We start from the raw sequence: 19,748 nt of genomic DNA, 5'->3' as shown, positions 1-19,748 counted from the left end.
GGCAGAGCCCGGTCTTCCTCTCCGCTTTTCTCCTCGCACCACGCCCGCGCCTCGCGCCACCCGCCGTCATCCCAGCAGGTTGACCAGCCGGTGTTTGCGTTCCAGTTCGAACTCGCTGACGCGCGGGGCGATGCGGCGTAGATTTTCGGTTTCCGGGGTCAGGAAGCTGGAAACGCCAGCCTGTTTGATGCCGCCAACAGCGGTTTTCCAGGCCGGGATAAGGCCGGCGGGAGCCAGGGCCAGGGTTTGTTCGGCTGCTGTGCTGGCGGTGTACAGGCCATGCCAGAGCGCATCGCTTTGCACCCAGAGTTGTTCGTCGCGGCGGGTCTTGCCAAAGCCGAGGTTGTTCAGGCCGTCCCAGTTGTTGGTCACGGGCCGGCCGAGGTGTTCAGACACCTGCGGCGTGAAAAAACCGCTGTTTTGGAAAAGGTATTTGCGCACGTCGTTGTAGCTGGACACGACATCGCCCAGGCGCTGTTCCAGGCTGTCCATGGCCTTGGTGACGCTTAATGGCAAGACTTCCCCGATGTCGGCCTTGGTTTCCAGGCGCAGGCGGCCGGAATCCAGGGCGTAGTGGTTGTTTTCCGAGGCGTGGGCCGTCCCATTCGCGATCAGTTCGCCGTCCTGGCCCGGCAACGTGTTCCTAAGCCCCAGGCTGGTCAGGAGGCCGGTTGCGCCGTCATTAAGCGTCAGCGTCTCGCCCAGGCGGCGATTTTGCAGCGTCAGCGTGGCTGCCTGGCCAAGCAGCGAAAGGTTTTGCCCCGGGAGCACGGCAGAAGGGAGTATTTCCTTGATGGTCGTGGCGGCCACCCGGCTGGTGGCCATGGCAACGGCCCGCGTCACCGAGCCAAGCACATCGCCAGCCGTATCCCCTTGGCGTACGGGCATGGACACCACCGTGCCGCGCAGGGCGGTGGTCAGGCCCAGGGCGGACAGGATGCCGCCGGTGCCGTCGGTTAATTTGAGCGTCTGGTCTTCGAAACCGGCCGCCGTCTGCACGGTAAGCCGGCGCTGGCTGGTATTGGCCGTGGCATCGGTTGCGGAGGGCACGGACACGGTGGCGCTCGTGGCGGTGACGCCAGGGAGGGCGTAAAAGGGGCTGTCCACCAGCTCGACGCCGGTCTTATCGGCCGTCCAGACCGAGGCGGGCTGGGCGTTGATCTGCCCCGCGACCACGTTTTGGACATCGCCCCAGGTCCAGCCGGCCTTGACGGCCACGGACAGGTTGCGGGTCTGATTGCCGAGGGTCAACGTGAAATCGTAGGTTCCAGGGGCGATGGTCGTTGCGGCGTCGGGACCGTGGGCGGCCGAGACATATGTCGTTGGCTGGGCTGCGCTGCCGGTGGCAAAGGAAAAGGTGTGCAGGCCTGTGGCCAGGGTCGTGGCGGCCCCGGGATCGTAGCCTGTGGTATGGAGAAACGTCGGCCGGGCCTGCTGCGGCGAGCTGATAAGCCAGGGGCGGGCCTCGGCCGGGCCGGTGGGCGTGGCCGAGGCCCGCAGGCCAAGCGCGTTAAGGAGCCGGCCGGAGGTATCGGACCAGGCGACGTCCTGGGCCACGCGGTTGGGGTTGACCGACAGGGTCAGGGTCGTGCCTGTGCCCGGCAGGGAGGTGTCGAGGGCAAAGGGGGCTTGCTGCAGGGCGACATCGGCGTGAACGCTTAATTTCCCGGAATTATTGACCGCCTCGGCCACCTTCCCCAGCACTTTTCCCCAGGAGTCGTTCGCGGCCACGGACACGGCAAACGCTTCCTTGTGCCCGCCCTGGGTCAGGGCAAACCGGTAATCCCCCGGGGCTATGCCCGAGGCGGCGATGGAGGTCCTGGCGCTGGAGAGGTATTTGAGCGGATTGATGGCCGTGCCCACCGGGGCGGCCTCGGCCCGGATCTGGCCGGTCAGGCCCGGATCACGCACCACCAGCCGGGAGTCCTGCCAGCCCGCTTCAAGGGTCGGCCAGTTAAATCGCGACAGCGCCCGCTCGAACTTTGACAGACGCAGGGACAAGCCGGCGGTAAGGAGGTTGCCGGCATTCTCGCTGCTGGTCCAGGCATCGCGCGGCAGTTGGGACGAGGCACCGGGCACCGAGGGCACGGACGTGGCTGAAGACGCCTCGGCTACGGACTCACCCTTGGCCAGCCTCAGGCTGGTGAAATAGATGTCGCTTATGCCCCCGGCCATCTGACGCGTACTCCACCGCGTGCAGGCAAAGCCCGCAGGCCGGAGCAGTCCCCGGCGCAAGGCTTCTTTGCCCTTTCGTCAGAACTGATCGGATATCTTGGGGGGAAACTTTACTGCGCCCGACCGCCACCAGCGCGCCCATGAGATTGCGCACCATCTGTTTGAGAAACCCTTCGGCCCGAAACTGCCAGACCATCTCCTGTTCCGGCGTGCCCGGCAGACGCCAGGCGCCATGCATCTGACGCACCGTGGATTTCACGTCGGTGCCGGCGTTTTGGAAGGCGGCGAAATCGTGGCTGCCGGCGAAAAGCGCGGCGCAGGCGTCCATGGCCGCCACATCAAGGGGGCCGTAGCGCCCCACGTCCCAGACGTAGGCCCGTCGCCAGGGCAGGAGGGAGCCGGGGTCGGTCCACAGCGTGTAGCGGTATTCCTTGCCCACGGCATCGAAGCGGGCGTGGAAATCCGGGGCCACCTCGGCGGCGTGGGCCACCGACATGTCCTTGGGCAGCAAGGCGTTGAGCGCCTTTTGCCAGGGGAAGCCGGCCCGGGATTCCGGCACGTCGCAATGGGCCACCTGGGCCAGGGCATGGACCCCGGAGTCGGTGCGCCCGGCCCCGTGGACCCGCACCGGGCCGGCGCATAGCCTGGCGAGCGCCTCCTCCAGACAGCCCTGGACCGTGCGGCCAAAGCCCGGAGCCTGCAACTGCCAGCCCGCGAAATGCGTGCCGTCATAGGCCAGCGTCAGGCGTACTCTGGGCATACTACGGTCGCGATGGCAAAATGACATCGCTGCTTTTTGTGAATGACAATCATAAATCCCGATGGTCAAAGCGTGGCAACCAGCTCGGTGAATACCGAACGCATCCCCTCCATGTCGCCGGCCAAGTGCCCGTGGCTCCTGCTGGCCCGGCTCCCCGGAAAAGACCGGGCGCACCCCCTACATGTCGCCGGGGTTTTCCCCGGCCGTGGGCGGCAGTTGGATCTTGGTGAGCATTTCCGTTAAGCCGGCGGCTTTTTTGGCTTCCATGTTATTGAGCACTTCGCCGGCCCCGCGACCGCGCATGCCTGCCAGAATTTTGACTGCGATGCCGTTGTCCAGGGTTTCGAGAACCTTGGCCGCCTGCTTGGCGTTCATGTTGGAATACACGTCGATAAGATGCTTCAGCTTCTGGTCTTTCACGCCCTTGGCCTCTTCCAGCATGGCCTTGATGCTCGTTTCCATCTCTTTAAGCTTGGCAATGCGGGAATTGAGCTCGCCCTCAAGGCTTTTAAGCCCCTGTTCGCGCTGATCCAACTCGTCCTGGCGCTTAAGCAAAGCGTTGGAGTCGGGCGCGCCCGTGGTATTGGCTGGCGGCGTGGCGCTTGGCGGCATGGTGGCCGGGGGCATGGGGGCCGGGGCCTGCTGGGCCAGGACCGGCGTGGGGCCGGCAAACGGTCCGGGCAGGACCGGCGCGGCCAGACGGGAATTCTGGGTCACCTGAACAGGCGGATCGGGCAGCAGCAAATCCAGGCCCATGAAAAAAAGGATGCCGAGCTTGATGGCCGCCAGCATGACGAAAATCCCGAGCACCTTGGTGGCCCGGGGGGCAATGCGGCCGGAGACGCGCTCCATGACCACCAGCACCCGCTCGCCCAGCTCAGACAAGCGGCGGCTGATAGCGGATGGACGCCATATCGTCGTTTTCGTTCTGCTCGGCGAGGCGTTCTTCGTAGGCATGGATTTCGGCCTTATTTGATTTGAGTTTGTCCAGCAATTTCTTGTCTTTGGCCCGCGTCACCAGGGTGCGGCGGCAGCGTTCCCGGACTTCGTTCAGTTCGGCCAGCCGGACATGGGAGGTGCGGATGTCGTCCACCAGCCGGGTGCGGTAGGCCTGCCAGAGCCAGAGTTCCTCGGGCGTCACCGTGGGCTTTTGGGACATGGAGGATTCGCGGGCGTTTTTTTCGTTTTCCAGCCGGTGAATCTCGCGCTCTTTCTCGGAGCAGGCGGCCATGGCCTTGCCCAGCTCCATCTTGGCCCGCTCTTCCAGTTGGCCGCGGATGTCCAGGACGCGCTGGAGATTGAAACGAAAAGGTTTGGCCATGTGTCCCCTGCCGGTTTTTTGTCGGTCGTTCTCCCCAACAGCAAAACCCGGGCCACTTGCTACAACAACCCGCCGGCCAGGGTCGTCAACTCGCAGCCGACAATGGCCGCGCCCAAAAAATCGCCGTTTACGCCGCCGTTTTGCCGGGCCAGCCGGGCCAGACGCCACAGCGTCAGCCCACCCAACACCGTCCCCCACACCGCTGCCCGCAGCCCGCCTGCCGCCAGCAGACAGACCAACCCCAAGCCCACGGCAAAAAGCGTGTTGGGCCAGGTGGCCCCAGGCAGGCACAGCGACCCCAGACCGGGCCGGGGAATATCGGCGCAGGCCCGCATGAGCGCCACCGCTGCCGCGCGCCCGGCAACCGGCGCAGCGGCCAAAAGCCACACCTGCCCGGACGACAAGAGTTCTGCCCCAAAGCAGGCCTGCCCGGCAATGGCCACCACCAACGCCATGCCGCCAAAGGCCCCGATGCGGCTGTCTTTCATGATGGTGAAAAAGCGCTCGCCCCGGGCCAGACTGCCCCAGGCGTCGGCCACGTCGGCAAAGCCGTCCAGGTGCAGGCCCCGGGTCAGGGCCAGATTGGCCACGGCATAGACAAAGGCCCCGGCCAGGGGATGGCCCCCGAAAAGGCCCAGGGCCAGCGGCACGGTCAAAACCAGCCCAAGGGTGGCCCCGACCACGGGAAAAAGCGGCACGCAGCCCGCCATGTCCGGGTCTGTCGCCACCGGCCCAAGGCGTGTGAGAAAGCCCAAAGCCGCCAGAAAATTCCTAACGATTTTCATACGCCCGCCAGCGGCAAGAACAGTTCCAGGCGATCCCCCCGGGCCAGCCCGAGCGCCGCCGCGGCCGAAGCGCCGCCCACAGCCAGCTCCAGATAGCCCTGGCTGCCGGCCAAAAGGCCCACCTCGCCCGGCCCGAGATCGGCGTACGTCACAGCCGGCACCAGCCGGCGCGCCACCGGTGCCAGCACCTGCGCCCGGGAGAGCCGCCCGCCAAATCGGGCCACGTCGCAACTCGTGGCCACATTGCCAAACCCGTCCACAGACAGGACCCGGGCCGTGACCACATCGCCCTGGCGTGTTGCGGCCAGCCCCGGCAGCCTCACCAACTCGTCCGGCGACAGGGCATAGCCCAGGGCCGTCGGCGATTCACCCTGGGCCAGCCGGGCGGCCAACGGCGCAAACACGTCGCGGCCGTGAAACGTCGCGCTGGCCGGCACCGACCGGGGGGTGGCGTCAAAGGCCCGAAAGCCGGTCTCGTGGGCCAGGGCCAAGGTGAGCAGCCCATTGTCCGGGGCCACCACCAGCCGGGACGCGATCTCAACGACCAGCACCCGCCGGGCCGTGCCCACCCCCGGGTCCACCACCGCCAGAACCACCGCTCCCGGCGGCAGCCACGGCAAGGTCGCGGCCAGGAAAAAGGCGGCCTGGGCCACGTCGCCCATGGCCACCCCATGGCTTATGTCCACACGGGGCACGCCCGGCGCAGCCGCGATAAGGACAGACTGCATCTGGCCGACATACGGATCAGCCAGCCCGAAATCCGTCAGCAAGGCGATAAGCGGCGCGGTGTGCATGGCGGGTATGGCCTCCTCTGGCGGTAAGAAGGAAAAGCGGAAAGGCGGAAAGGCGAAGACCGGGCTCTGCCCGGACCCGCCGGGGGGGTCACCCCCCCGGACCCCCGAGTGGGGCAGGCGGTTGGGAGGCTGGGTCGGCGGCGGGGGCTTGCTAGGATGGGGTCGGGATTTGGGTCTGGGCCGTCGCTGGCGCGCCGGTCCAGGCCCAAATCCCGACCTCAACCGGCCCACGGCCCCGAAGCGGGGCCGATGGTATGGAGAAAGAGCAGCCGAAAAGAAAGAAGATCTCCAGCAGGCCGCCGGTCGCAAGCGGTTATCTCCAGGCGAAGAGCGGCCCTGGGGTCATTGCCCTGGCGTGATGCTTTGCAGCACGGCCAGCGTCAGAAAAAGATAGATCGACCATTTGATGAAAATGGCGGCCAGGGTCTGGGTATAGGCACCCTCATGGCATTTTTTGAGGCCAATGGCCTGCAGCGCCATGTACCAGATGAGAATGATCGGGGACAGGAGCTGGCCGGCCACCGGCACCGCCGAAAGCACGGTGGGCGCGGAGGAATAGCACAGCACCCGGAAGGTTTCGTTAAAGCCTTTTTTGTTGCTGCGAAACAGCAGCAGCAGCAGATGGGTGAACCAGGCGTCGAGGTAGATGCCGACCGATAGGGCCACCGGCACCAGGAGCAGCGCGGCCAGGAAATACAGGCTCGGCGAATTGCCCATGGCCTGCAGGGCGTCCTGCTGGGCCGGACCGCCGACGCGGACGCGCAGATTCATAAGCGACCACAGGAAATCGATGACCAGCAGGAATTCGCTGATCAGCAGGCTGAAAACCAGGGCCTTGGTCTTGGGGCGCCCTTCGGGCAGGGAGCCGAAAAATTCCATGGGTTGGAGCAGAATTTTTTTCAGCGTCAAAAACAGGCCCGGGAAAAAGCCGTAGGCGTCCTGGCGCTCCCAGGGGATGGGGTCAACGACCGCATCGCGCGGCGGTGCATCCGGCTCGTCTTCGGCTGGCCGGTGGTGGTCGGCGCGGCGTTTTTTGGACCGGTTGTCGTCCATGGCCTGCAGTCTGGCCCAGATATCGCGCACACCATCGGCGCGCGGGGCTGGTCCGGGGGTATCGACCGGCTTGGACGTTTCCGGCGGTAGCGTGTCAGACGCTGGCGGTGTTTGGTCGGCATCGGCCTGGACCGGGGCGAGCTGGGGCGCGACAGCCGGCGGGGCTGGCGCGGGTGCCGGCGCAACCGGAGCCAAGGGCGCAACCAAAGGCTCGGCCGGAGTGGCCGGAATGGGGTGTTCGGCCGGGCCGGTGCCGCTTGGCCGCAGCGAAGCCGTGGGCGCAACCAAAGGCTCGGCCGGGGTGCGCTGTTCGGGTTCCGGCTGGGGGCTGGAATCCTCGGGTACCACCGGGGGGATGGAAATTTCGGGCGCAGCCGGCGGCATGCTGCGGGGGGCGGCTTTTTCGGGTTGCGGCGCCGGCGCGGCCGACCGGGCCGACCGGGGCGGACGGGCCAGCGCCGGTTCGTCGGCAACAGGGGGCAATGCGGCCTCGTCGGTCATCGGCGGCAGCGTCGGTGCGGCGGGCTGTCTGGGCGCGCCAGGGGCAGCCTTGGTGCGGGCGCGGGAGCGCAGCGGCGGCTCGGGATCGAGCGGCCGGCGCAAAACGGGCTGTTCGGGAGCGACCGGCTGGGCCCAATGGCTGGGCGGGTCCAGCGCGTCGTCCGTCGCGGCTTCGCTGGCCGACGGGTTCCCCGCGTCCGGGTCGGCCCATTGGCGCTGCTCCGGGACGTCGTGGGGGGACGGGCTGTGGTCCTGGGGCCGGGCCGTTGCTGCGGGCGGCGTGGCAAAGGTGGCATCGTCGGCAACGGCGTGGGCCTCGGCCGGGTCCAACGCGGCGTTTTCGCCGGCGTCGCCGAGGGGTTCCCAGGCGGCCGGGGGTGGTTGCTGTCGATCCAGCTTGGTGGGGCTGCCCCGACGCCATGAGGAAACGCCTTCCTCGCCAACCGGGAGGTGGCTGGCGGGAGTGGCGGGAGTCGGCTCCGGGCGGAACCGGAACCGATGGCGGCACTTGGGACAGGTGGCCATGGTCGGGGTCACCGGAGCCTTGGTGTCAGGCAACTCCCTGAAAAAACCGCATTGGGGGCAGTTGATGCGCATCATATACCTTCGCAAAACGTCCCGGAGAAAGCCGCCGGGCGCAAATCTGCAAACCCCAGTGTAGCCCCTCGCCGCCCGCAAGGCAACCGGGCCATTGGCAACCGGGCCATTGGGGCCAGTCCGGTGACACCGGGCCGGCGGTCGCCAGGGTTTCCCGCAGGCGCTCTTTACAAGACCGGGCGACCTGCCTACCAGGGGCTTGGCGTCACAATGCTTGAACCATGGGCCTTTTCGGCGTAAGGCGACATTTCGCCGTCAGGCTTTATTTTGGAGGCTTCATGAGCAAACGCAGCAGCGTCGCCCTTGGCACGATTCTCAAACAGTCGGTCAAAGTGGCTCGTCATCCCTGGATCGCCGGCCGGTTGGCGGCCTTGGAAAAAGAGAAGTTCCTCTTTTCCTTCCTCAATCCCCAGGCCGAAACCGGCAATGCCCGCAGCATCCGGCAACTCTCCATTCGTATCACGGATATGTGCAACCTGCGCTGCCACACCTGCGGTCAGTGGGGCGATCAGGGCTTTTTGCACGGGAGCAATCTCAAAGATTTAAAGAAGCAGGAAATCTCCCCGGAACGTTATCTGGCCCTGCTCGATGATCTGGCAGCCAACGGCCACCGGCCCTCGGTCTATCTGTGGGGCGGCGAGCCGACCATGTACAAAGGCTGGCTGGACATCATCGACCGGGCCACCGAATTAAAGATGCCGACCTCCATTGCCACCAACGCCACCGGACTCGTGGCTGCGGCGGATCGATTGGCGGCCGCGCCCATGTTCCTGCTCCAGATTTCCATCGACGGCCATTCGCCCGAGACCCATAACGCGGCCCGGCCTTCGGCCGGCGGCGGCGACAATTACAAGGTTATCCAGGATTCGCTGTCCGCCATCGCCGAGGCCAAAAAGGCCCATAACACCAAACTGCCGCTGGTGGCCGCCCTGACCACCATCTCCAGCGCCAACGTCCATCATCTGGTGGATATCTACGAGGCCTACAAGGACCGGGTGGACCTTTTCGTCTATTACCTGTCGTGGTGGATCGATGAAAAAAGCGCCACGGCCCATGACGAGGACTTTGCCCGGCGGTTTGGCTTTAAGCCCAAGCTCCATTGGGGCTGGGTGGGCGATTGGACCATCAAGGACCACGAGACGCTCAACAAACAGTTGGCCGAAGTGAAGCGTCGCTCCAAGGGTTTTAAAAACCCGCCGGTCAATATCATTCCCAACGTCTCCGGCGTGCCCGATCTGCGCGAATACTACAGCAACCACGACGCCACCTTCGGCTACAACCAGTGCATCTCCATCTATCAGGCGGTGGAACTGGATTCCAACGGCGACATGTCGCCGTGCCGCGACTACCATGACTATATCGTGGGCAATGTGCGCGACAAAACCATCACCGAATTGTGGAACAGCGAAGCCTATAGGCGTTTCCGGGCCAGCCTGCACACCGAAGGACTTATGCCCTCGTGTACCCGCTGCTGTGGCCTGATGGGGTATTGATGACTGACGTGAAGAAACCGGCCCGCGTTGTCTTTGTGCTCCAGGATCTGGCTTTTGGCGGCACCCAGCGCCAGGCCCTGGAGCTTGGGACGCGTCTGGACCGGTCGCTGTTTGCCCCGGAATTCTGGATGCTTACCGACGTGCGCGATTTTGCACCCAAAGCCGAGGCTGCGGGCATCCCGCTGGTGTGGCTCTCGCCCAATCCCACGGTGGGGCTGGCCTCGCTTGCGGCTTTGTGGCACAGGCTCAAGGAGCACCGGCCGGATGTGCTCGTGCCGCTGACCGCCGTGCCCAACATCTGGGCCCGCATCTTTGCCAAAATGCAGGGACTGGCCCCGGTGATCGGCACCTGTCGCGGCGGCGGGGCCATTGCCCGGCAGCATGAGCGGTTTTTAAAGGGCCTTTGCAGCCATCATATCGTCAATGCCGCGCCGCTGGCCCGCACCCTGGAAGCCCTGGGCCGGCCGGCCGCTGCCATCACCTGCATCCCCAACGGCGTGGACACCGGCTATTTCCTGCCGCCGCCCGACGAGTTGCGGCCGGTGCGCGAAGTGGTGCTGTGTCTGGCCCGGTTTTGCGAGGACAAGGACCACGAGACGCTGATCCGGGCCTTTGAATACGTGGCGGCCAAGCGCCCCCGGGCCGAGTTGTGGCTGGTTGGCGACGGGCCGCTGCGCACGCGCGTGCGCACCCTGGCCAGCCGCTCGCCGGTGCGCGGCCTGATCCGCACCTATCCCGCATCACCCGACCCGCGTCCGTTTTTCCAGCAGGCCTCGGTTGTGGCCCTGTCCTCGGTGCGCGAAGGGCTGCCCAACGTGCTGCTCGAAGCCATGGCCATGGGGTTGCCGGTGGCGGCCACGGCCGTTGGCGGCATCCCGGATCTGGTCGTTCCGGATCAAACGGGCCTGCTCTGCCCGCCGCGCAATCCCGAAGCCCTGGGCGAAAATATCGCCGCGCTGCTGGCCGACGAGGACAAGCGGCTGGCCTTTGGGAAAAACGCCCGGGAACGGGTGGAGGCGCTTTTTTCCATGGCGCAAATGGTGCGCCGCCACGAAGCCGTCTTCGAGCATGTGCTCGCCGGCGGTCCGGCCCAGCGCCCGGCGGGTGCTGGGCCAGCCAGGGATTGACCACCGCCGCGACCGCTGGGGTGCCGTCGCCCCGCGTGCCGTGTCCACAAGTATGCAACGTGTTATACACAGAAATCGTCGATGCAGCGTGTTGCGAGCTGACACCCGCCACGGTCAGCGCCTTGCCGCAACACGACCCGCGCGCCGTCGGTCCTCTTCGGAAAGGGCGTGCGGGATGGAGAACCCCATGCGTTTGTTTGCCCTCCTTGCGTTTCTCGCCAGTCTGCTGCTGGCCCTGCCAGCCTTGGCTTGTGCAGAAGCCCAGATGGCCGGTTTGTGGCGTGCCTCGCTCTATGGGTCGCAACTCTCGGCCACCATCGAACAGGATGGCAATTCCGTCAAAGGCGAAGTGGTGGTCTGCGCCCTCACCGGCGAAACCAATGTCTACCATGTGGTCGGGGCCGTCTTTAACGGCCACGTCTACATGATCCACGGCAGCGGGCATGTCTTTGAAGGCGACGCGCGCGGCAACGAACTGACCGGCACCCTGACCACCAAAGGTGGCCGCAAAGTCGAACTGCGCGCCACGCGCACGCCGTAGTTATTTACGAAGAGAAGATAGAAGAAAGAGAAGAGTGCCTCCGGCGGCCGGGGGGGATCATCCCCCCCGGACCCCCTGAAAGGAAGACGTATTTCAAGGGGGTTTTGGGCGTTGGTCGGTACACTGGTCGGCTCCGGCCCTGAGAGCCGGCGTGTGTGCTAGCCAGGAACCACCGTTGCGCTGGTGGCTGGCGACAATCCCACCGGAACCCGGCTCAGGGTATAATTTTTCGATGCGGCCCGGCGAAACTTCCGGGGCGCTCCTCAGGAGGCTGCGTGGAGTTGTTTGTTTTTGGTGTCATGGCCGTGCAATTGTGCGTGCTTGCCGCCCTTTATTTGCTTGGCCAAAAGCATGTGCGCGGCGGCGACGGTCCCGAGACGTTGCCTGCTATCTGCCCCCGGGTGGCGGTCATTGTGCCGGTCACCGGCGACACGCCCGGCATGCGGCAGGCTGTTTCTTCGCTGATTGATCAGGACTACCCGGATATGACGGTTATTTTCGTCGCCGGGCAGGCCGACGATCCGGCCGTGGCCCTGGTGTGCGGCGAGGCCGGCAACGATCCCCGGGTGTTGCAGCTGGTGGCCGGGCCGGCGACGACCTGCGGTCAGAAAAATCACAATATCCTGGCCGGCGTGCGGGCGGCCCAGACGGCCGAGGTGTTTGTTTTCTGCGACTCGACCCATGTGGCCGACCGCCACTTTGTTTCCAATCTCGTAGCCCCCATCGCTCGCGGCGACGCGCCCATGACCAGCGGCTTTCACAAGATCGTGCCCGGCGACGGGGCCACCGCCACCATCGGCATGGCTGTCACCTGTCTGGCCCTGCATCTGCTCCAGCCCATCCGGGCCATCACCCAGCCCTGGGGCGGGGCCATGGCCATCTCCCGGCCGGCCTTTGACCGGTTTGGTTTGGTCAAACTCTGGGGCCACAACATCGTGGACGATTTCTCCATGGGGCCGCATCTGCACCGCTTTGGTGTGGCCGCTTGGCCCGTGGCAGCGGCCTGTCTGGCCACGCCGCTATCGGGGGTGAGCCTCACCCGCTGGGACGACTGGCTCACGCGCCAACTCCTCTATCTCAAATTCTGCATCCCGCCGGGATGGCTGGTGTCCATTGTGGCCGTCTTGTTGTTGGCCGCACCGCAGCTCCTGGCTGTCGGCATACTCGGGGGCTGGATTTTTGGCTTTGGCAGCGGCGCATCGGCCGTGGCCGGGGCAGCCTATCTGGCCGCCTTTACCGGACTGGGGCTGTGCTTTCGCAGCTTATGTCCCCGGCCGGTGGCGCTTTTCCCCTGGCTGCGCGGCTATGCGGCGACGTTTTTGATGCTGGCCTGGTGCTTTGGCCGCACCTTTACCACCAACACCATGGCCTGGCGCGGTATCCGCTACAAAGTCGGCTGGGGCGGCGTGGTCAAGCGGGTGATCCGGGAAACTGAATAGAGAAGACGGAAGATGCCCCCGGCCCCCCCACCGGGAAATGAAAGGGCCGCTGCTCCCGTACGGGAGCAGCGGCCCTTTTGCGTGGCGCGCGGCCGTTCCTGCTGGGTGCCATGCGACACTCAGCTCATGCCGGCTTGCGCCTTCTGGGCCTTGAATTCCTTTTGCCACTGGCGCACCAGGAAGATAAACGGCACCAACGCCAGGATTTCCGGTATTTCGCGGATGCCGAAGCGATAGGTGGCGAAATAGAGCGCCGCCCCGGCCGCGCAGGCCGCGGCGATGCGCCACATGGATTTGATGTCGATGATGCGCATGCTCACCTGACAATAGGTGGTGGTGGCCACGGCCACGGCCGCCTTGGTAATCAGCATGGCCAGACAGGTGCCCAGGAGCGGGTCCATGGGAATGAGCGTGGAACACAGGGCCAGGTTGAGCAAAAGCCCGCCGATGTAGACGAACAGCAGCAGGCGCTGCTTGCCCTGGCTCATCATGAGATAGGCGGCCAGATTGTGCACAAAGCCGCAGATGATCGTGCCGACCAGCCATTTCTGCATCCACATGGCTTCGTAGTAGGCCCCGCCGTAAATGAGACCGATAATGCGGTCGGATTCGATAAAAAGCACAAACATGACCGGGATCGACGCGCCGATCAGCCAGCGCACCGAGTTGTTGGCCAGTCGCGTAAATTCCGTCTTATCGCTTTTCCACAAGCGCACAAACAGCGGATAGAGGATGGAGCGCAACAGCAGATTGGACACTAGGATGGAGATGCCATCCACCAGTTCCCAGGTGACGCTGTACTGGGCCACTTTGGTGGGGCCGCCCTGGCTTTGCAGGAAGTAGAGGTTGGCTTTGTTGTAGAGGATGGCTGCCAGGGCCATGAGCACGAACACCATGCCGTTTTTGGCGGTGGCCCAGGTGCGGGCCATGGATTTGCGTTTGAGCGACAGGCCGTTAAAGTCGGTGGTGCGCAGCGCCATCCACACGCCGCCAACGAGGTTGACCACGTTTTCGATGAGCTTGAAAAGCGCAATCCAATGCGGCGCAGCCCCCATGGAAAGGAGTGCAATGGCGTAGCCGTAGCCGAGAATGCCGGCCACCACGCGGATGCGGCCTTCGAGATCCTGGCGGCCCTCAACCCGGATGGCCACGAAAAAGGAACTGGCGATGGCTTCCAGCCCCACGCCGGCCGAGATGACCATGACCAGATTTTTAAGCCCCGGCGTGTAGCCCTGCCAGTGGATAAAGACCACCACGCCGAGCCACCCCGCCACCAGCAGCACGCCCTTTAAAAGGGTGTACTGGGCCAGGATGTCGCCCTTGTGGCTGTATTTCTTGCACAGCGAAGCGACCAGCGGCTGGTTGAGGCCGAATTCGCCCAGAAAGAGGATAATGGAGGCCAGGCCAAAGGCCACCATGAATTCGCCGTAATCGCTGGTGGACAACCGGGCCAGATAAATAAGGAAAAAGGTATGCAGCGCGTCGTGAATCCACTGTGCGCCGGCAAGCTGCAGGAATTTTGAGAAAATGCCGTAGGATTGGCGGGGTACGGCCTTGGGGGCGGCGGTCGTTTTTTGGGGCATCGGGTATTCCCCCTGCCGACCGCGCATGGCGGTCGGCAGGGTTGATCAGGCGGTGCGGCTAACGAGCCTTGGATTTTTTCTTGGCAGCCTTGCCGGACTTCTTGGCCGGGGCAGCCTTGGCCGGCTTGTCGGCGGCCGGCTGGGCTACCTTGACCGGGGCGGCCTTGGCTGGTGCGGCCTTGGCCGGTTCCGGCGTCGGCTCGGGGGTCGGTTCCGGCGCAGGGGCCGGAGTCGGTTCCGGCGCAGGGGCCGGAGTCGGCTCGGGGGCGACCACGGCCGGCGGCGTCATCACCTTGACTGCCGGTTCGGTCATACCCTTGGTGGCCGGGGCGGTGTCCTGGCGAGGCGCAGGCACGGGGGCCGGTTCGGGCACTTGCACCGGCTCGGGCTGCGGTTCGGGCGTCGGTTCCGGCTCGATGACGGCCTCGGGGACCGGGGCCGGTTCGGGGGTCGGCTCGGGCGTTTGCACCGGCTCGGGCTGCGGTTCGGGCGTCGGTTCCGGCGCAATGACGGCCTCGGGGGCCGGGGCAGGTTCGGGAGTCGGCTCGGGCGCTTGCACCGGCTCGGCCTGGGGCACAGGCGTCGGGGCCGGTTCGGGGGCCGGAGTCGGTTCAGGCACCGGCGTCGGTTCGGGTGCCGGGGCGGCGGCCGGTTCGGGTGCCTTGGCTGCTTCGGGAGCCGGGGCCGGCTGGGGAGCGCAGGTGCCGCCGCCGCAACAACTGCGCGGGGCGCACTGGATAAACGCGCCGAACTTCTCCAGCTCGTCCACCCGGCAGCTCCAAACCAGCTTGTCCTTGTAGAAAATGGCGTCCGGGCAGCCGTCGCACATGTTCTGGCGACCGTCGTCAAACAGATCGCAGGGCTGGATGACCATGATCGACTGGATGTGCACCGGCTTGGTCCACATCTTGGGCCGCGTGAGCAGCTTGCCAAAGATCTGGCGCAGGCTCTTGTTAAAGGGCGTCAGGAAAATGAGCTTTTGCAGCCAGGCCGTCCAACACGGACGGGTGTAGGCCAGGTAGGTACCAAAAAAGAGATGGTGGAAAATCTGCATCCACTCGGCAAACTTGGCATCGAGATAGCCAATGATCTCGTCCTTGTTGCCGGCCCGAAGGGTCAGCAGCCATTTCATGGACCGGGAGTCCTCGGTGCCGTTTAAATAGGAACACGGCTCATGCTCGGGATAGGCCAGCCGGATGGCGTCGGCGATCTCCTGGGAGTCGATGTCTTCGTGTTGTTCCTGTTTGTCGAGCTGGTAGACGAGATCGCCCACATCGGCCGGGCGGCCGTTGGCGAACACATCGAAATTGCTGCGTTTTCTGGCCGAGCGAAACAGGATGTAGACCATCGTCTGAACGATGTCGATGTGCTCGTGGGCCCAGCGGGTGAGCATGGGGATTTCGGACAGGGTGTCACGGTAAATCGTGGCGTTAAACGAGCACGACACTTTGCCTTCGCCGTGTTCGTGGATCATCTCGGCGAGCTTTAAGCGCAGGGCATTGAGGTCTTTTTCGCTGGCTCCCTTCCACCCTGGGCGGACCTGATGCGAATCCACGTGCATGGTGAATCCGACCAGTCCGGCAGCGGCCAGTTCGCGCACCAGCTCAGGGGTGAGCGCCTGCCCGTTGGAATTGATGATGGGCTTCCAGCCCTGGGCCGCCACATAGCGCACCAGTGGCACGATGTCGGGATAAATAAGCGGCTCGCCGCCGGCAATGGAGATGCCGTCGGTGCGGCGCATCTGCTTGACCCGCTCCAGATCACGAATGACGTCGGCCAGGGGCTTGTGACCGAAGGGATCGTTTTCGCGGTAGCACCCTTCGCAGTAGAGATTGCACTTGGTGGTCGGTTCAAGCCAGGTAATGGCGTTGTCGGCCAGATTCCAGGGCAGCCTGTAGTACGTCTCCGGAGTAAGCGGGCGTTTTAGCATGGCAGTGGTGTCCATTGGGCGATGATTTTGCCGCTCTCATGGCGACTTGGCGTTGCGTTACCGTAAATGGCCGCCAGTGGCAACCGCGCCACCCCGGAAACCGGGTTGCGGCGCGGCTTAAAAGCCCTTGTCCAGGGCACCGACGATGGCCCCGGGCGCGCCGCCGGCCGTGCGCGGCACAAGACGCCCCAGAAGCGGCACCCGCCGGGCAGCCTCGCGAAAGGCGGCCGAGCGGCGCAGGTTGACCACGAGCAGGGTGAGGATCATGACCGGGAAGGGGGCGATCTGAAACAGCGTGCCGGAAAGACCGGGCAGCACGTCCTGCAGCGCAATGCCGGCCACCTGGATGGCGGCGAAAAAAAGCGCGCCCAAGGCCACCCGCACCGGTTTCCAGCCGCCAAAGATAACGATGGCCAGGGCAATCCAGCCCGCTCCTTCGCAGCCCTGGGGATGGCCCCAACCCGGCTTGACCGACAGCGAATACAGCCCCCCGGCCAGACCGCCCAAAGCGCCGCCGGCCAGACAGCACAGAAACTGCGTCCGTGTGACGGCCAGCCCCCGGGCCACGGCCGCTGCCGGCGCTTCGCCAACCGCCCGCACCACCAGTCCGGCCCGGGTGCGCATAAGGAAAAACCAGACCAGCCCCACGGCAACCAGACTCAGGAGCACCACCGGACTCTGACGAAAAATGGCCGGGCCAAAAAGCGGCAGATCGGACAGAAACGGCAGATTGAGCGCCCCAAGGTCCGGGCCGGGCTGGCGGGCCTGGCCGTGGCCCATGAAATAGGCCAGCTCGCGGCAAAAAAGGGTCAGGACAAACCCGACGGCCAGCTCGGACGCGCCCAGGAGCAGCCCGAAAACGCCGAGCACGGCAGCGATGCCTGCCCCGGCCAGCCCGCCGGCAGCCAGCCCCAGCCAGGGATTGTCCGTGGCCCGGGCAGCGGCAAAGGCGACCATGGCGGCAAAGAGCACCGTGCCGTCCAGGGACAGATTGATCACCCCGGCCCGCTCGGAAATGGTTTCGCCCAGGGCCGCCAGAATCAGCGGCGCGGCCGCGAACAGCACGGCGGCAATAAGCGCGGTCAGGTAGTCCAGGCTCATGCCGCGCTCCCCCTGTTCCTGGTGCCCCCGGTACTCCCGGTGTTGCCGGCCGGCCACAGGCGTCTGGCGGCAAAAAGGGTCAGCACAAGTACGCCCTGCACCACCCCGGCCAGAGAGGAATCCAGCGACAGGGCCAGCGGGAGTTGGATGGAACCAACGGTCAGGACGGCGAAGAAAAGGCAGGCCAACGGCAAAAAGCGCAGGCTGCCGGAAGCCAGCAGCACGGCCATGATGGCGGTGTAGCCGTAGTTGCCGGAAATGGACGGAATCAGGCGATGATAGAGGCCGGCCACCAGGACGCCGCCGGCCAGACCGGCCAGCGCGCCACCCAGGGCCATGGCCGCCAGCATCCGGCGTTTGGGCCGAAGCCCCAGCCGTTCGGCCGCCATGGCGTTTTGGCGCACGGCCGAAAGGGTCAGGCCGAAAAAGGTGCGGTTGAGCACCCAGGCCACCAGGACAAAGGCGGCCACAGCCAGAATAAGGCCCCACAAGCTCATGGGCCGCCCGCCCAGGGCCGGCAGCCACAGGGCGGCGGGCAAGGGTTCGGTGCCGGACATGGAGGCCATGCCGGGCCGTTTCCAGGGGCCGAGGATGAGCCACAGGGACACGCCCATGGCCACGAAATTCAGGCCCAGGCCGGAAAAAATCTCATGCACCCGGCCGTGGGTGCGAAGGACGCCGGATAAAAGCGCCCAGGCCGCCCCGCCAACCATGGACGCTGCCAGGGCACCTGGCACGGCGAGAAACGGCGGCACAAGGCCGGCAAGGCCCAGATCGCGCAGAAACCAGACGCAGCAAACCGCGCCAAGGGTGATTTGCCCTTCCACGCCGATGTTCCAGAGATTGGCGGCAAAGGTCACGCATAACGCCGCGCCGCACAGCAGCAGCGGCACCAGGGCGGACAAGGTGCGAAGGACGGCCTGTCCCGAGCCCAGGCCACCATCGAGCATGACCGCCAGGGTGGTCAGCGGCGGCGCGCCGGCGGCGGCCACGATGGCCAGGGTGACACAAAGGGCCAGGGCCAGGGAGAAGCCGGCCCGGGCAAGGCTAGAGGTGCGCCCGGTCATGCGACCGCCTGTCCGGGGACGGTGCGGCCGGTCATGAGATCGCCGACGCAGGCGGCGTCAAAAATGCCGGCCTTTAAATCGGCCACCAGGGCGCGATTGAAAAAAACCAGCACCCGGCCGGCGTGGGCCAGCAATTCGTCGAGATCTTCGGAAAAAAAGACCACTGCCGCCCCGGCAGCGGCACGCTCGCGAAAATGGTCCCAGATTTGGGCTATGGAGGCGGCGTCCAGGCCCCGGGTGGGGTTGTCGGCCAAAAGCAGGCGCGTGTCGTCGGGAACAAGGGACAGCAGCAGCCGCTGCTGGTTGCCGCCGGAGAGCCGGGCGGCCTTGGCTTCGGGCAGATTGGTCAGGCGAAAGCGCCCGACGCAGCGCTCGGCAAAAATGGCGCGGGCCTCGGCCCGGCGTTCGGGAAAGGCCAGGCGGACGTGGTCCAAAAGGGTCAGTCCCGGGAAAAGCCCCTCTTCCAGCCGCGAGGCGGGCAGATAGTGGACGGCGGCGTTTAGAAACCGGGTCGCCGGTTTGCCGGCCAACTCCCGGCCGGCAACGGCGAGGGAGCCGGCAACCACCGGGGCGATGCCGGCCAGCCCGCGCAAAAAGGCCTCCTGGCCGCCGCCGGAAATACCGGCCAGCCCCACGATCTCGCCCGGCCGGATGGCCACGGACAGCGGTTGCAACACGATTTTTTCATCGGCAATGACGGCGTCCGTGACCCGCAAGAGCGCCTCGCCGCCAACGACCGGAGCGGGCCGGGGCGGCACGGCCCCGACGGCGCAGGCGGCCTCGGCCCCGAACATGGCACCCAGAATGGCGGTGGTCGAAAGCGGGGCGGCAAAGCTCCCGACCAGCCGGCCCTGGCGCAGCACCGACACCGTGTCGCACAGCTCTTTGGCCTCGGCCAGCTTGTGGGTGACCAGGGCCACCACCCGCTCGCCGTCGGCCACAAAGGCGCGCAGCACGCCAAAAAGAGCCTCTTTCTGGGCCGGGGAAATACCGGTGGTGGGTTCATCGAGAATGAGCAGGCGCACGTCGCGGTCAAAAAGCCGGGCCAGTTCGAGCTGTTGCCGCTCGGCCACGGTGAGGCGGGAAACCGGCGCGTCGGGCGGCAAGACAAAGCCCATGCGCGCGCACACGGCCGCCAGCCGGGCCTTGGCTTGCGAGCGCGACAGCACCGGCCCGCCGCCCAGGGCGAAGTTTTCCCAGACTGGCAGCGGCGGAAAATCCAGCGGGTCTTGGCTGAGCATGCCGATGCCAAGGGCCCCGGCCCCTTCCGGGGTCAGGCCGGGGCAGGCCCGGCCGTTCACGACAACTTCCCCGCCATCCGGGGCCAGGACGCCGCACAACACGCGCATGAGCGTCGATTTCCCGGCCCCGTTCTCGCCCAAAAGGCCGTGGATGGTCCCCGGGGCAAAGCGCATGGTGACGTCGTCGTTGGCGGCAAGCGGGCCGAAGCGCTTCACGATTTGGGACAGGACGACGTCCAC

General features: G+C 65.7%; 16 protein-coding genes. 4 read left to right on the top strand and 12 right to left on the bottom strand.

Annotated features, from left to right (window positions below; all coding sequences use genetic code 11):
* Positions 1 to 66 precede the first annotated feature (66 nt).
* The 7 genes from GTA51_RS12560 to GTA51_RS12530 form a co-directional block, all read right to left on the bottom strand.
* On the bottom strand, positions 67 to 2,175 hold the full coding sequence (locus GTA51_RS12560; RefSeq protein ID WP_160961571.1) for a hypothetical protein: 2,109 nt from the start codon (positions 2,173 to 2,175) through the stop codon (positions 67 to 69).
* Positions 2,120 to 2,935 (bottom strand): tRNA pseudouridine(38-40) synthase TruA, encoded by an 816-nt coding sequence (gene truA, locus GTA51_RS12555; protein WP_160961569.1) that lies wholly within the window; start codon positions 2,933 to 2,935, stop codon positions 2,120 to 2,122. Before truA ends, GTA51_RS12560 begins: the two co-directional genes overlap by 56 nt.
* A gap of 177 nt (positions 2,936 to 3,112) precedes the next feature.
* Positions 3,113 to 3,820 carry a MotE family protein gene (locus GTA51_RS12550; protein ID WP_246198120.1) on the bottom strand — a complete coding sequence of 236 codons (708 nt, stop codon included), beginning with the start codon at positions 3,818 to 3,820 and terminating at the stop codon, positions 3,113 to 3,115.
* Positions 3,813 to 4,256 carry a flagellar export protein FliJ gene (fliJ, locus tag GTA51_RS12545; protein WP_160961568.1) on the bottom strand — a complete coding sequence of 148 codons (444 nt, stop codon included), beginning with the start codon at positions 4,254 to 4,256 and terminating at the stop codon, positions 3,813 to 3,815. Before fliJ ends, GTA51_RS12550 begins: the two co-directional genes overlap by 8 nt.
* Positions 4,257 to 4,315: 59 nt before the next feature.
* Positions 4,316 to 5,041 carry an adenosylcobinamide-GDP ribazoletransferase gene (locus tag GTA51_RS12540; protein ID WP_160961566.1) on the bottom strand — a complete coding sequence of 242 codons (726 nt, stop codon included), beginning with the start codon at positions 5,039 to 5,041 and terminating at the stop codon, positions 4,316 to 4,318.
* Positions 5,038 to 5,835 carry an SAM hydrolase/SAM-dependent halogenase family protein gene (locus GTA51_RS12535; protein WP_160961564.1) on the bottom strand — a complete coding sequence of 266 codons (798 nt, stop codon included), beginning with the start codon at positions 5,833 to 5,835 and terminating at the stop codon, positions 5,038 to 5,040. The genes GTA51_RS12540 and GTA51_RS12535 overlap by 4 nt, the downstream gene beginning before the upstream one ends.
* 342 nt (positions 5,836 to 6,177) lie before the next feature.
* A complete protein-coding gene (locus GTA51_RS12530; RefSeq protein ID WP_246198119.1) occupies positions 6,178 to 7,989 on the bottom strand; it encodes a YIP1 family protein in 1,812 nt (603 codons plus the stop codon).
* 275 nt (positions 7,990 to 8,264) lie between these two features.
* On the opposite strand from GTA51_RS12530, the gene GTA51_RS12525 reads away from it, so the two are divergent.
* The 4 genes from GTA51_RS12525 (at position 8,265) to GTA51_RS12510 (ending at position 12,586) form a co-directional block, all read left to right on the top strand.
* Positions 8,265 to 9,479: a radical SAM protein gene (locus GTA51_RS12525; RefSeq protein ID WP_160961562.1), complete on the top strand. Its 1,215-nt coding sequence runs from the start codon at positions 8,265 to 8,267 to the stop codon at positions 9,477 to 9,479.
* Entirely contained in the window at positions 9,479 to 10,606 is a 1,128-nt protein-coding gene (locus GTA51_RS12520) for a glycosyltransferase (protein ID WP_160961560.1), read from the top strand. The genes GTA51_RS12525 and GTA51_RS12520 overlap by 1 nt, the downstream gene beginning before the upstream one ends.
* Before the next feature lie 187 nt (positions 10,607 to 10,793).
* Positions 10,794 to 11,147: a hypothetical protein gene (locus tag GTA51_RS12515; protein ID WP_160961559.1), complete on the top strand. Its 354-nt coding sequence runs from the start codon at positions 10,794 to 10,796 to the stop codon at positions 11,145 to 11,147.
* A gap of 275 nt (positions 11,148 to 11,422) precedes the next feature.
* Positions 11,423 to 12,586, top strand: a complete 1,164-nt coding sequence (locus GTA51_RS12510; protein WP_160961557.1) for a glycosyltransferase — start codon at positions 11,423 to 11,425, stop codon at positions 12,584 to 12,586.
* A gap of 119 nt (positions 12,587 to 12,705) precedes the next feature.
* Here GTA51_RS12510 and GTA51_RS12505 read toward each other — a convergent pair whose 3' ends face one another.
* The 5 genes from GTA51_RS12505 to GTA51_RS12485 all read right to left on the bottom strand — a co-directional run bounded on the left by GTA51_RS12505 (position 12,706) and on the right by GTA51_RS12485 (position 19,748).
* On the bottom strand, positions 12,706 to 14,169 hold the full coding sequence (locus tag GTA51_RS12505) for an oligosaccharide flippase family protein (RefSeq protein ID WP_160961555.1): 1,464 nt from the start codon (positions 14,167 to 14,169) through the stop codon (positions 12,706 to 12,708).
* 58 nt (positions 14,170 to 14,227) lie between these two features.
* Positions 14,228 to 16,099: a radical SAM protein gene (locus GTA51_RS12500; RefSeq protein WP_160961553.1), complete on the bottom strand. Its 1,872-nt coding sequence runs from the start codon at positions 16,097 to 16,099 to the stop codon at positions 14,228 to 14,230.
* A 117-nt stretch (positions 16,100 to 16,216) separates the two neighbouring features.
* The gene (locus GTA51_RS12495) at positions 16,217 to 17,200 is read right to left on the bottom strand and encodes an ABC transporter permease (protein WP_160961551.1); all 984 of its coding nucleotides are present in this window, start codon (positions 17,198 to 17,200) and stop codon (positions 16,217 to 16,219) included.
* Positions 17,197 to 18,267, bottom strand: a complete 1,071-nt coding sequence (locus GTA51_RS12490; RefSeq protein WP_160961550.1) for an ABC transporter permease — start codon at positions 18,265 to 18,267, stop codon at positions 17,197 to 17,199. The genes GTA51_RS12495 and GTA51_RS12490 overlap by 4 nt, the downstream gene beginning before the upstream one ends.
* Positions 18,264 to 19,748, bottom strand: a complete 1,485-nt coding sequence (locus GTA51_RS12485) for an ATP-binding cassette domain-containing protein (protein WP_160961548.1) — start codon at positions 19,746 to 19,748, stop codon at positions 18,264 to 18,266. Before GTA51_RS12485 ends, GTA51_RS12490 begins: the two co-directional genes overlap by 4 nt.

It is taken from the genome of Solidesulfovibrio aerotolerans, from assembly GCF_009856865.1.
Lineage (GTDB): Bacteria > Desulfobacterota > Desulfovibrionia > Desulfovibrionales > Desulfovibrionaceae > Solidesulfovibrio > Solidesulfovibrio aerotolerans.
Note: the sequence above shows the minus strand (reverse complement) of the source record. Positions and strands in the feature narration are given on the sequence as shown.